General features: G+C 37.0%; 12 protein-coding genes and 1 pseudogene. 12 read left to right on the forward strand and 1 reads right to left on the reverse strand.

The features are described 5' to 3' along the window. Positions 1-12: 12 nt before the first annotated feature. Genes filD through filF form a run of 3 tightly spaced genes read left to right on the forward strand, consistent with a single transcriptional unit; the run spans position 13 to position 4,971 of the window. The gene (filD, locus tag BEN71_RS04670; protein WP_068974016.1) at positions 13-1,677 is read left to right on the forward strand and encodes a putative pilus system OmpP1/FadL family transporter FilD; all 1,665 of its coding nucleotides are present in this window, start codon (positions 13-15) and stop codon (positions 1,675-1,677) included. Then, on the forward strand, positions 1,677-3,017 hold the full coding sequence (gene filE, locus BEN71_RS04675) for a putative pilus assembly protein FilE (RefSeq protein WP_068974015.1): 1,341 nt from the start codon (positions 1,677-1,679) through the stop codon (positions 3,015-3,017). Before filD ends, filE begins: the two co-directional genes overlap by 1 nt. A gap of 10 nt (positions 3,018-3,027) precedes the next feature. Further along, a complete protein-coding gene (filF, locus tag BEN71_RS04680; protein ID WP_068974014.1) occupies positions 3,028-4,971 on the forward strand; it encodes a putative pilus system protein FilF in 1,944 nt (647 codons plus the stop codon). A gap of 79 nt (positions 4,972-5,050) precedes the next feature. On the opposite strand, the gene BEN71_RS04685 is transcribed toward filF, so the two are convergent. Beyond that, positions 5,051-5,599 carry an NUDIX hydrolase gene (locus BEN71_RS04685; RefSeq protein ID WP_068974013.1) on the reverse strand — a complete coding sequence of 183 codons (549 nt, stop codon included), beginning with the start codon at positions 5,597-5,599 and terminating at the stop codon, positions 5,051-5,053. A 127-nt stretch (positions 5,600-5,726) separates the two neighbouring features. Here BEN71_RS04685 and BEN71_RS04690 point away from each other — a divergent pair, with 127 nt between their 5' ends. The 9 genes and pseudogenes from BEN71_RS04690 to BEN71_RS04730 all read left to right on the forward strand — a co-directional run bounded on the left by BEN71_RS04690 (position 5,727) and on the right by BEN71_RS04730 (position 13,153). Next, positions 5,727-6,341: a CoA pyrophosphatase gene (locus tag BEN71_RS04690; RefSeq protein WP_068974012.1), complete on the forward strand. Its 615-nt coding sequence runs from the start codon at positions 5,727-5,729 to the stop codon at positions 6,339-6,341. A gap of 57 nt (positions 6,342-6,398) precedes the next feature. Further along, positions 6,399-6,932, forward strand: coding sequence for a gamma carbonic anhydrase family protein (locus tag BEN71_RS04695; protein ID WP_068974011.1), 534 nt, complete (start codon positions 6,399-6,401; stop codon positions 6,930-6,932). Between the two features lie 174 nt (positions 6,933-7,106). Further along, positions 7,107-7,772 (forward strand): tRNA (adenosine(37)-N6)-threonylcarbamoyltransferase complex dimerization subunit type 1 TsaB, encoded by a 666-nt coding sequence (gene tsaB / locus BEN71_RS04700; RefSeq protein ID WP_068974010.1) that lies wholly within the window; start codon positions 7,107-7,109, stop codon positions 7,770-7,772. 33 nt (positions 7,773-7,805) lie between these two features. Further along, complete coding sequence (locus BEN71_RS04705) at positions 7,806-8,630, forward strand: undecaprenyl-diphosphate phosphatase (protein WP_068974009.1); 825 nt, start codon at positions 7,806-7,808, stop codon at positions 8,628-8,630. After that, on the forward strand, positions 8,624-9,454 hold the full coding sequence (locus BEN71_RS04710; RefSeq protein ID WP_068974008.1) for a class I SAM-dependent methyltransferase: 831 nt from the start codon (positions 8,624-8,626) through the stop codon (positions 9,452-9,454). Before BEN71_RS04705 ends, BEN71_RS04710 begins: the two co-directional genes overlap by 7 nt. A 121-nt stretch (positions 9,455-9,575) precedes the next feature. Continuing rightward, entirely contained in the window at positions 9,576-11,009 is a 1,434-nt protein-coding gene (locus BEN71_RS04715) for a C13 family peptidase (protein WP_068974007.1), read from the forward strand. A 213-nt stretch (positions 11,010-11,222) separates the two neighbouring features. Continuing rightward, positions 11,223-11,663: pseudogene (locus tag BEN71_RS04720) on the forward strand (alpha/beta hydrolase-fold protein); the annotation flags it as partial. A 192-nt stretch (positions 11,664-11,855) separates the two neighbouring features. Further along, the gene (fghA, locus tag BEN71_RS04725) at positions 11,856-12,686 is read left to right on the forward strand and encodes an S-formylglutathione hydrolase (protein ID WP_068974006.1); all 831 of its coding nucleotides are present in this window, start codon (positions 11,856-11,858) and stop codon (positions 12,684-12,686) included. 47 nt (positions 12,687-12,733) lie between these two features. Beyond that, a complete protein-coding gene (locus tag BEN71_RS04730) occupies positions 12,734-13,153 on the forward strand; it encodes a DEAD/DEAH box helicase family protein (RefSeq protein ID WP_068974005.1) in 420 nt (139 codons plus the stop codon). The last annotated feature ends 39 nt before the right edge of the window (positions 13,154-13,192 follow it).

Here is a 13,192-nt window from a genome sequence, read left to right on the forward strand (position 1 = left end):
GGAGTATAAGGTATGAAAAACATACGTTTACGCCCATTAGTGACTGCTATTTTATTAACTGGGTGTTCACCTCAAGTATTTGCGCATTTAGGGCTTAACTTATCTGTCGATATACGTTCTTTAACGATGGGGAATGCGGTAACGGCAGATCCTCCAGGTATTAGTGCGATTCACTTTAACCCTGCAGGTTTGACCAAACTCAAAGGGCTACAAACTGATGTGCAAGGGATTATTGCGAACTTTGATATTCAAAAGGAATTTTCAGCACCTGTTGGTTATAACGTATTTGGTTATTCAGATGACCCTTTGATTTGTAATGATTCACCTTCAAATCCATCAAGCCTATGTACGGATTATAAAGATTCAGTCAGCGGTGATGTTGAATACGCAAGTTTGTATGTTCCAATTTTGAAAAAAGTTGTGGACTTGGGGCCTGGCTGGCCAGTAATGGCTCCCACAGCTGGTATTTCATATAACGCACCAGGTTCGAAACTCACTTATGCAACCGCTGCTTATGCTCCGATGGTTGCGGGCTTTGGTTCAGAAGACGGTAATCCTGGTAACTTCTTAGGGCAACAAGTTGCAATAGAACGTATCACTTATTTATCTCCATCGGTGGCTTATCAAGTCAGTGATCAGCTTTCTATTGGCGCTTCCATTGGTATGTCATATAACGCAATGGCATTGAAAACGGATTTGAGATTTCCAAACGAGATGATCGGTGTACTACGCATGATTGATGAATCTGTTTGTAATCCGTTCCGAAATAACTCCAATGCGATTACTGATTTATTGTTATTTGGTATTTGTAATGCTGATGAGGGAATGAACCCTTTTGGTCAATTTGGTAAAATGCAAGTATCAATGGAACAGAGTTTAAGTCCAAGTTATAACTTAGGTTTAATGTGGGAACCAACGGATGACTTTGGTTTTGGTATGGTTTATCAAAGCCCTGCAAAAATGCGTTTAAAAGGTAAATACTTTATAGACAATGCAAATGCACCGCGTGAATTGATCAAAGGATTAAACTCTTCTGCAACAGGTCAAATCTTAGCGGCGATTTTGGGTTTCCCCGGTTATGTTCCTCCGACAGAATCTGGTTTAATTTCAATGGATTTAGAATATCCTGCACATTTTCAAAGTGGGATAAAATATAAAATACTTCCTGATTTACAGATTAATTTTGATGTGGGCTGGACCGATTTTAAAGCTTGGGAAAAATTTAAATTTGATTTTGACCGACAAATTTCAGCTTTAAAAATCGCTAAGCTTTTATCGAATAATGTAACAGATACTTCTTTGTCTCTTCCTCTCGGATTCCAGTCACCATGGAGTTGGGGGGTTGGGGTTGAGTATTCAGCAAATGATCGTTTGAAATTACGTGCAGGCTATGAACCTCGTGCGAGTGCAATTCCTGATGATAAGCGCAATACTTTAGTACCAATTAACAATGCACAATTATTTGGTTTAGGGTTAGGGTATCGTTTTGATGAAGATACAGAAATAGATTTATCAGTCGCATTTTTACGTAGCCGAGATAATATTCCTGCGAATACCAGTAGTATGGCCAATAAAACAGGCGTAGATAATTTATTATTGAATCCATATGCAGGATTAAATGTATCAACAAATACCAAAGTAACTCTTTTAGGGATTAACTACAGAACGAGATGGTAATGCGTTTAAACGTTGAAAAAAATATTCTTGTTACTTCGTTGTGGTTAGCTTTAAGTTTAGCCACAGCGACCTCTTATGCTGATGGTTTTTATACAATTATTGGGCCTGATGGACATCCAATGATTGTTCAAAAAACTGAGCCAAAGAAAAAGCCAGAAGCAATTACTCAAAAGAATCCAAAGCTACAGGAAGATAATGAGTTACAACGTGTGGTAAAAAAAAATAACAATAACTTGGAGCAGCGATTGGATCAGAAAGTGAGGCAAACTCAAGTTTTTCATGAATCACATACAGATGTAAAAAAAGAAATAGATACAAAACAAATTGAAAAAGATACGCAGCCATTGCATGATTCAAGCAAAGTTCAGACTGAAGCACCGATTAAGCAAGAAGTAGCTGTTGAAGCAAAGAATAATCAAGTAGCATCTCAGTATGTTCAAAAAATAGTTCCATCTAAATCAATTTCAGAGCAAAAACTACAAAAAAATGTCACTGATAAAAAACAGCAACAATATCAGCAGGCCTTGCCCGAATCTGTGAAAAGTACTGAAATTACACCGAGTATTCAGAATAAGACTGTTGAAGTAAAAAACATTGAGCAACCGCGCATTCACGAAAAGAAAGATGTAATAGCAGTAACTGAAAACAAGAATTTTACAGAAATTGATGGTATTCAATATGTTAATAATGAATATTTAGAAGATCGTGAATTCAATTTAGAAGGTAAAAAACGCTTCTATATGACGCCAGAAGCAGGGGCTGTACATGGTCGTTATGAAACTGTCGAGCGACAAAAAGGTGTGAGTGCAAGCCTTTTGGATCGGATTAGAAATAAGTCAGAACCTCAAGAACATAAAGCTGTCGTACTTTCTACTCATTACTTTAGATTGCCAAAAGATGATGTTGTTAAAAATTTAGAACAAGCTTGCTTTACTGGAAAAAAAGTTGCAAAAGCTAAAAGCTTATCTATAAAAAATCAAGAACTTGGTCTTTGGCCAGTTGCACCGATCAAAGAACATTTTGCTTATGAAGTCGTAAAATTAGATAGTCAGGTACAAAATGTACTCTTGACATCTTATGCATCTTCTTCAAAAGTACAGACATATTATTGGCCTTTAGTTGTTTTTCTAGATCAACAAGGTTGTGTTATTGAAGGTGTTAGCGGCTTTAAAAATGAAGAATCAGATGACAACAATACACAATATGCAGCAATGGAAGGTATTTTAAGAAAGCCAGAAAATGCAACATATATGTTTTTAACACCATTATCCTCAGCTGTAGATGCGGACAATAAGCAGCTTACAAATCATGGACAAATTAAGCTGAGTGTAATTCAGTAAGGAATACGAGATGAACAATAAATTTTTAGCCCCTTTTTTGTTATCGGGTTTGACACTCGCATTAGTTGGATGTGGTGGTGAAAAAACAACGGTACATGAAGATCCTTATAAAGGTGTAGTAACCACTAGCAATGGTTGTGATGCGAATACAACTGATAAGTGTTCTGGTTTTTTTGTAGATTATCCTGTCGAAGGACTGAATTTCGATTGTAGCTCAGATAAAATTAACCATTTTATGACGGACGAAGAAGGCGGTTTGGCATCAGGTGGTTGTTTGGTTGGTGATAAAGTCAAATTCTATCTTCAAGGTGAGGATTCCAGCCGTAAGATAAGTTTAGGCGATGTCGATTTAGCAAAAATACGTCCATTAAAAGTAACAGGGCAACCTGCTACAATTGGTTTAATTGATATTGCAAGTGCGATGACAGGCAAAGATCCATTAACCATGACGATGGATGACAGTACGTATAAAGTTATGGTGGGCTTAGTACGTGTTTTCCAAGCGCTGGGTGTTAATCAAGAAGCGAATCAAGTTGGTGATATACAACCTTATGAACTGTTATCTAGTAAAAAGAATGATCTTAAACTATTAGCAGAAGATGTTAGTGTCACTGATTTTCTTGATGGTAGTTATGTTACGAAATTAAAGCCGTGGGTTGATGTTAGTATCATCAGTGAAGCAGAAGCTGAAAAAGTTGCTCAGAAATTAGTGAAGCAATCTTTAGTGAATATCTACGCAACAAACTTCCTGATTTTTAGTACCAATAGTGTTGATATACAAGGCTTTACAGGTAAGAGTGATTTAAATACTAAAAATGAATCTATTGCAAATATGTATTTAGTCACTGACCGCCAAGGCTATACCACTGGATATGCTATGCAGTGGGTGGGGATTCCTCAAAAAATTGAAGGTAGTGCTATTTCAGATTCATTGCTAAAATTTTTACTGATTAATCAAGTATCTCCACAAAAGCTTAATGTAAATGCACAGCAAGATTGGATTAGTCCATTAACCAAGAGAATAACGAAACCTTTAGTTTTCCAAGCCAATTCAAGTTCAACTGATAAGTTAGAGGTCTATCAAGGGAAGTTGATTAATGATACCAATGTGACGGGTACAGAATATATGTACAAGCAAGCAAGTGGATCAACGACTGGGCCGACAGATACGACAATCTATGGAAAATGGCGTCAAAATTTGAATGGAGATCAACTTTCAGGTGGTATCGACATCTATAAAACAAATCCAGCAAACTATTTAGACAAGAAAGTATTCCTTACTAAGAATACTGTGAAAACGGGTGATAAATATTATTTCCCATTGTATGCAAACCTTACTTTTACTTTCGATAATAAGGAAGTGAAGCCGAATTCACAAACTTTGGGTATTGTAATTGATGAAAATGGTGATGTTCGAACCAATTTGGGTGTTGCTGGAGCATTAAATTCAGACACTTGTAATGATGTAGATCCTACAACATATGTAGATCAAGGAACAGGTGTACAGCAATATCGTATAGGGACGACTGGTACTGCCTATATCAATGGAAGCGTTGAGAAGTCTATCACCATGCGTATGATTTTAGCGAATCCAGTTTTTGGTAGTCTTGATGGAGCATTAGTTGGTCTAAATGAATCTCTTGTCGTTTCACCAACACCTGTAAGCTCAGATACAGATTTAAGTAAAGTAGCTATTAGATCTGGTGGTATTCGTCTGAATCTTCAAAGGTTGATTAATGATCAGAATGTAAATGGTCTAAATATTACCAGTTGGAATGGAAATACAACGATTCCTGCTACGTGGATTAATTTGCAAGCTGTTTACCAGACTGTTTTTAATGGTGCAGATGCGAATAAAGATAAATTAACTGATGAGCAGAAAGAAATTGCTAAGCGTGTTTCTGGGGCTATAACTGTAAGTGTGCCGAAGTGTTATGCGATTAAAACGAAGTAATTAGACTTGAAAATAAATAAACCCTCAATAGAGGGTTTATTTATTACTACGATGGAAAGTCCATTAATAGGTAAAGTCATTAACCAGTATGATCTAAACGTGTACCTAAAGTTTCTAAATGCATTGGAAAGAGATTGTTTTTCCGATCTTCAAAATAATGTCTTAAGGTGCGTTCTACACTTGGAAAAGCCAAATCATTCCATGGGATTTCATGCTCTTCAAAAAGACGACTTTCAATGGTTTCATCACCCGCACCAAAGACACCATCTTTAATGGTTGTCTTAAATAGAACATAAATCTGACCAATACGAGGAATGTTATACATGCAATAAAGCTGCTCAATTTCCACTTCGGCTTCGGCTTCTTCGCGTGTTTCACGAGCAGCGCCTTGTTCCATGGTTTCAAACAATTCCATATAACCTGCTGGAAGTGTCCATAATCCATAACGAGGTTCAATTGCACGACGGCAAAGTAAGACTTTATTTTCCCAAACAGCCAACGCACCACAAATCACTTTTGGGTTGACGTAATGAATGGTACCGCAGTTTGTACAGACTTTACGGACTTTTTGATCACCTAAGGGAATTTTTTCTATAGTTGTATGACCACAAGCAGTACAAAAACTCATAAGCTTCATTGAAAAATATGTGATGGCTCAGCATAACTGAAAATTTCTACTTTCGCATCATTTATAGCCTTATCCATAAAATTTCATATATGATGGAGGAATAACAAAAAGGAGTGAGTGGTTGTCCATGCAGGATTATGAGTTAACGCAAATGTTGCAAAATCGTCTTCGTTTTGGCACAAAAACACATCCAGCCAAAGCAGCAGTACTTATTGCAATTACGCAAGAAGCTGATCCTAAAATATTGCTCACACGACGCTCTGCCTATTTGAACAATCATGCAGGAGAAGTATCTTTTCCAGGTGGAAAACGTGACCCAAATGATACCAGTAATATCGTGGTCGCTTTGCGCGAGGCATGGGAAGAAACAGCACTGAATCCCTTTGATGTCAAACTGATTGGCGATCTTCCGATGGAGCGTGCTAAAAGCGGTCTGACGGTAAAGCCGATCGTAGGTTTGATTCCACCCGATGTTCAGCTGATAGCTCAACCCTCAGAAATTGACCGAATTTTTTATGCACCGTTAAAAAAAATGATGGAATCACAGCCGATTCCTTATGAAGTTCGTCTTGCACATCAGTCTGTTTATTTTCCAAGCCTAAGAATAGAAAATGAAATCATTTGGGGTTTGACCGCACGAATTTTAATGGCGTTGTTTAAGTATGGTTTGGATTATCAAAAAAATTGGCCTTTTTTATTGAATTCACCGTCATTCAAATCAGAAATTTTAAATAAAAAATAAGATATGAGCTTGCAACACAAGCGCTCTAATACAACCGATGAAAGGAATGAATAGGTTATGATGTATAAATTTAAAGGTTATGCGCCAAAGGTTTTGCATGCTCCATTTGATGGATGGATTGCGGACAATGCGACAGTGATTGGGCAGGTTGAGCTAGGTCAGCAAGTCAGTGTTTGGTTTGGTGCTGTAGTGCGTGCTGATAACTCAAAAATTCATATCGGTAATTTTAGTAATGTACAAGAAAATGCAGTCTTGCATACGGATACAGGGATAGAACTGACAGTGGGTGACTATGTCACGATTGGGCATCAGGCGATGCTACATGGTTGCACGATTGGTGATAATAGTTTGATTGGGATCAATGCAGTTGTATTGAACAATGCTGTGATCGGAAAAAATTGTATTATTGGTGCAAATAGTTTGATTCCAGAAGGCAAAGTTATTCCTGATAATTCCTTAGTGGTAGGCTCACCAGGCAAAGTCATACGTACTTTGGATGAAAATGCCGAAGCCATGTTGAAAATGAGTGCTTTACATTATGCAGAACATTATAAGAACTTCGTAGATTTAGAAGAATTTACATTTGAGTGAATGTTGACTCAATGAATGCATTTAGATCTTTATTGAAAGCCAAGTATTGATACTTGGCTTTTATTATTTTAGCAAAATCTTGTAAATTTCTCTGATTGAGTTTATCTCTAAATCCTCGTTTTATTGAGATGAGTGGAGTATCATAACTGCATTTTTAATACATTAAGGTTGTGCATGAAATTGCTGGCGTTGGAAACTGCCAATGAGCAGTGTTCCGTTTCACTTGTTGATGAAACTCAAACACTTTATTTTCAACTCGATACGCGAGCAAAGGCACAAACTCAAACTATTCTGCCGATGATTGAGCAAGGTTTTGCTGAAAACCAAATTGAAAATTCACAATTAACCGCGATTGCATTTAGTCGTGGACCTGGTTCTTTCAGTGGTGTGCGAATCAATGCGGCAGTGACTCAAGCTTTGGCATGGGCAAATGATATTCCTGTGATACCCGTTTCAACCTTGCAAGCATTGGCGCAGGCGGCTTATCGTGATGCTCAATTGGTTGAAGTCACGGCTGTATTAGATGCACGTATGCATGAAGTGTATATCGCAAGTTTTAAGCTTGATCAAAATAACATTATGCAACTTGTAGATGAAGAAAAATTATTAGATTATCAGCAAGCTGCTGAGTACCAAAAATATACTTTAATTGGTTCTGGTTCAGCTTTAATTAAGGCTGATGCAATAGAGTTTCAAGGCATTACTGCAACTGCTGAAGATATTGCAACGATTGCTCGTCAAGATGCAATTGAAAAGCAATGGTTCAGCGCTGAACTCGCCTTACCTGTATATTTACGTGATAATGCATGGAAAAAAATTCCAGAACAAGGCAAACCATAATAGTTTTATAGCTTTAATATTTTAGGATTTAACATGGATCTTTTACTGCTTCTTAAAGCAGCCATCATGGGTATTGTTGAAGGTATTACTGAATTCTTACCTATTTCAAGTACAGGGCATTTAATTCTTGCCTCAGAATTAATGAACTTTTGGACCAAAGAAAAAAGTGATGTTTTTGTCATTGCGATTCAAATGGGCGCGATTGCAGCGGTTATTTATGAATACTGGGCAAAGCTTTGGGGAGCAGCCACTGGACTAGTTTCTGGTGAACCTAAAGGTCGTCATTTAGGGATTAGTTTAATCCTTGCGTCTATTCCAATCATGTTGGTGGGGCTAACATTTGGACAAGCGGTAAAAGCCTATTTGTTTAATGATATTTCCATTGCATTAGGGTTGATTATTGGTGGTTTAATTATTTGGTGGGTAGAGAAAAATCCGCCAAAAGTAAATGCTCAAGAAGTTGATAATATTTCCATTAAAGAAGCGATTTATATTGGTTTGATACAAGTTTTAGCACTTGTACCCGGTACATCACGCTCAGGTGCAACTATTATCGGTGCAATGATGCTAGGTGTTTCACGTAAAGCTGCAACAGAGTTTTCTTTCTTCCTTGGTATTCCTGTGATTGTCGGTGCAGGATTATTGGATTTATATCAAAGCTATCATGTTTTCCAAGGGACACAAGATTGGGTTGTTTTAGCTTTTGGTACATTGGTTTCTTTTGTTTCTGCTTTGATTCTGATTCGTGTTTTAGTGGCGTACGTGGCTAAACGTGATTTCATGGTGTTTGCTTGGTATCGCATCGCATCAGGTTTAATTATTTTATTGTTTGCATTAACAGGTTGGAAATTATGGTAAGCGAAATTCGCTTATTTACTGAAACCACATTTATTCAGAAAGCACAGTCTTATCAAACTGTGCTTTCTTTACGTGGGGTCGTTGTAAACATTGAAATCGTTGAAAAGTTAAATGCACGTTTTTTGAGATTAAATCCTGAGATGGCGCTGTGTGTCGATGATGCAGGGCTTAGTTTAAGTGCCAATGGCATGAAAATGCAGCCGGACTGGAAAGCTGAAATTCCGCGTTTAAAAAGAGCCAGTTTAAAATCTGAAATGATTGCACGTGCGTGTAATATTTCAGAAAAGCCTAGCTTAATTGATGCGACTGCGGGTCTTGGACATGACACATTATTGATGGCGCATTTGGGTGCAAATGTGACCTTGATTGAACGTCATCCTATTCTTTTTACCTTACTCGAAGATTCAAAAAAGCAAGCTGAATCAGATCCTTTTCTCAGTAAAGTGGTCAGTCGCATCCATTTGGTCTTTTCTGATTCAAATACTTACTTGCAACAACACATTGATGAGCATAAAACTGTCGATGTGGTCTATTTAGATCCGATGTTTCCGCAACGTGATCAGAACCAACAAGCCATAAAAAAACAAGCGCAAGTGAAAAAACAAATGCAATTGTTACATATGCTTTTACCCGAAGATGGCGAAATGGATTTAGGGGATCATCTTTTAGTCTTAGCTCAACAAATCGCCAAGCGAGTTGTGGTAAAACGTCCTAGATTAGCTATATTTTTAAATGATCAATCGACGGATCATCAATGGCTAGGTGATGCTTGTCGTTTTGATGCATATTTTAACAGCGCATTTGTTGACAAGATTGTTGAGTAATTTGGTAACTGTTTCAATAATAGTCGAATTATTGATATATAGTTAAATCAAGCATTGATAATTTTTTAGCCAAGCCTAAACTAGTTAGGCTGATTGAAGCCACCGCCTTAACAGAATCTTTATGATAGACCTCAAACCCTCAATTAACTTCTGGCATGATTTAAAAAGTAACCAACGTGCAGGATTGTGGTTATTTCTAGGGTCGCGAAAGTCTTTACAAATTGTTCGACCGTCTATTCTCCAGTTAATTTTTTGGGGACTGTTGGGTGGCTGTGCCAACACTTTATTCAGTTGGTTGGTCGCAGGGGATGGTGGTGTTTTCAACCGTCAAGGTTTGGTTAGCTATGCGCTGTGGCCGTTTATTGCATTGATTGTTGGGATCTTCTTATCTCAACGAACCAATAATCCGCGTTTGATGCTAGTACCAGCTTTGTTATGGTTAGTACTTGATACCCACATCATGCTGTTTCAATGTCTGATCCAATATCTCGGTGATCAAGACCTCTTACCCAATTTTCTTTATAGCTTTATTCCTATACTGTTTGTTGTCTTGTTTGTTTGGCAAAGCCTTGCTGTGGTTTGGGTTTTTGCACGTGAATTACAATGGCCGTGGTGGGAGCGTGCACTGATTCTTGTGGCGACATTCTTTACTTTATCTGTTTGGCAAGTTTCGATTAAAGAACAGCCGATTTGGAAAGTTGAAGAAGTTCCGCCAAGTATTACTGAAAACGCATTTTATGCCCAAGCGCCTTTACTCAATAAAGCTTTGGAACAAGTTCAATTTGGAGAATTTGCGCAAACCCATTGGTATTTCTTAGGTGTTGCAGGGGCAAGTTATCAAGATGTGTTTAAATTTGAAATTGATCGAATTAAAGAACAATTTGATACGCGTTTCGGTACTTTTGGGCGTTCTCTTGAATTGGTGAATAACCCTGAAAGTATTGATAAGACACCAATTGCATCTAAGACCAGTATTGATCTTGCCTTACGTCGTATTGGTCAGCAAATGAATCGTGAGAGTGATGTGTTATTTTTATATATGACATCACATGGTTTGCCGAATCGTTTTGAGTTAGAAAATGAACCGATTGATTTGGATGATGTTGATCCGAAATGGCTAAGAGATGCTTTAGACAAATCAGGCATTCGTTGGAAAGTGATCGTGATTTCTGCATGCTACTCAGGTAGTTTTGTATCCGCATTACAATCTCCAGATACCTTGATCATTACAGCATCAGCTGCAGATCGTGCATCATTTGGCTGTTCAAATGAAGCGGATTATACTTATTTTGGTCGAGCTTTCTTCGATCAAGCAATGCGCGAACAAAGTACTTTAAAAGGTGCATTCCAAGAAGCTTCTGAAACTGTAGCAAAATGGGAAAGTGCGCAAGGTTTTGATCCTTCAGAACCACAATGGGTGATTGGTAAAAATATGGAAATGATGTTGCCTCAGTTGGAACAGCGTCTATTTCCGCAACAAGGTGTTGTGACCACCGCTCAATCTCAAAATATAAAGTTAGACGCTCCGCAGAATCAGCTTGTGAAGGCACCATAATTTAAAATGTGTGCTGAAATGAAGATCACATTGATCAGAGAGCTTGCAGTCATTTTCGTTATGTTTTACTTATATCGAAATTTAACCTTTATCTTTTAATATCGATCTAAAGTTGTTATGCACTGTTGTCATGAAATTTAGATCTATGATCGTACTGAGAATAGATCATAGGATCATGATTGAAAAAAAATCTATTGAGGGAATAATCAAGACATGGAACTTTTGAGTAAAAATATCTGTTTTGACGGTGAACAACGTATTTACCAATTACAGTCCACTCATTTAAAAGGGCTTACTAAATTTTCAGCGTATATTCCGCCTCAAGCTTTAAAAGGGCAAAAATGCCCTGCATTATTTTATTTAGCAGGTTTAACCTGTACCGAAGAAACCTTTATTATCAAAGCACATGCGCAGCGTTTGGCTTCTCAATTGGGTCTGATTTTAATTGCACCAGATACTTCACCGCGTGGTGAAAATGTGGCTCAAGGTGATTCTTGGGACTTAGGACAAGGTGCAGGTTTTTATCTCAATGCAACACAAGCACCGTGGGCTGAACATTTCCAAATGGAAAGCTTTATCACCAATGAATTATATCCTTTAGTGATTAAAGCGCTTACTATTCAATCTGATGCGATTGGTATATTTGGGCATTCAAAACAATGTTTTTTTGAAAATATGGAAAATATTTTAGTTTGTTGATTTTTATAAGTTTTAATAACTAAGTTAAAAATTCCATAAAAAAATCCATATTTCAGCAGAATAGATCAAATTTTCTTATTAAAAATTCCATACTTTTTATATCCACGCTACTATATTCAGTAATTAAAATTATTGGAGTATTTATTCGTGGAAAGATTAGAAAGACATGCTTCATTTGGCGGTTGGCAGGAAGTATATAAGCACGAGTCGAAGGTATTGAAGTGTTCAATGAATTTTTCAATTTATATTCCACCACATGATAATAATGAAAAACTCCCTGTAATTTATTGGCTTTCAGGTCTTACATGTAATGAACAAAACTTTATTACAAAAGCAGGAGCACAAAAATATGCCTCTGAACATAAAGTGATTATTGTTGCGCCTGACACGAGTCCAAGAGGTGAGGGGGTACCAGATGATGAAAATTACGATCTAGGTCAAGGCGCAGGCTTTTACTTGAACGCAACTCAACAGCCGTGGTTAGAAAATTATAGAATGTATGACTATATTCTCCATGAATTAAGAACCTTAATAGATAATAGTTTCCCGACAAATAAAGTTCAAAGCATTATGGGGCATAGTGCCGGTGGACATGGGGCATTAGTCATAGGGTTAAGAAATTCTGAGATCTATAAGAGTATTTCTGCTTTCTCTCCAATTGTTGCACCTTCTCAAGTTCCTTGGGGTCAAAAGGCATTTACTGCTTATCTTGGTACTGATCAGGCTTTATGGTCTGACTATGATGCTGTCGAGCTAATCAAATCCAGTTCCGTGAAGATGCCTATTTTAGTTGATCAAGGTAGTGAAGATGCTTTCCTAAAAGAACAGTTGAAGCCTGAAATCTTAGCAAATGTCTGTAGAGAAAAAGACTATCCAGTTACTTTAAACATGAGAGATGGATATGATCATAGTTATTATTTTATAGCTAGTTTTATTGAAGATCATATTAAATTTCATGTAAATAACATTAATCAATAATTAATTTTAAATAATTTAATTTTTAGTAGAAGATAAAGAGGGCGGGGATGATCGATTTTTCAGCATTAGATAATGATTTTTCACAAAAAGAAATTATAGATCCAATTGAAATTTTTAGGGAAATGCCGAAACCTCTTGGATTTAATGATCTATATAGTAGTCAGGCAGATGTACTTAGGGATTGGTTCTTTAAACGAGAGAATAAAGATAATATTCTTAAACTCCACACTGGAGGAGGTAAAACTCTAGTTGGTTTACTGATTGCAAAATCAATTTTAAATGAGTCTAAAAAACCTGTAGTATATTTATGTGTTAACAATCAATTGGTTGAGCAAACATTGGAAAAGGCTCGGATGATGAATTTTCCTGTATGCGAGTATATTAAAGGAGCACCTCTATCTAGAGATTTTCTAAATTCTAAATCAATAATGGAGAGATGGATCCGTAAATTTGAACAACTCCTATAAGTGATATTCTGCTCCTCAAATGATGTTATAAACATCAAT

Origin of the sequence: Acinetobacter wuhouensis, assembly GCF_001696605.3 — a bacterium.
Taxonomy (GTDB): Bacteria; Pseudomonadota; Gammaproteobacteria; order Pseudomonadales; family Moraxellaceae; genus Acinetobacter; species Acinetobacter wuhouensis.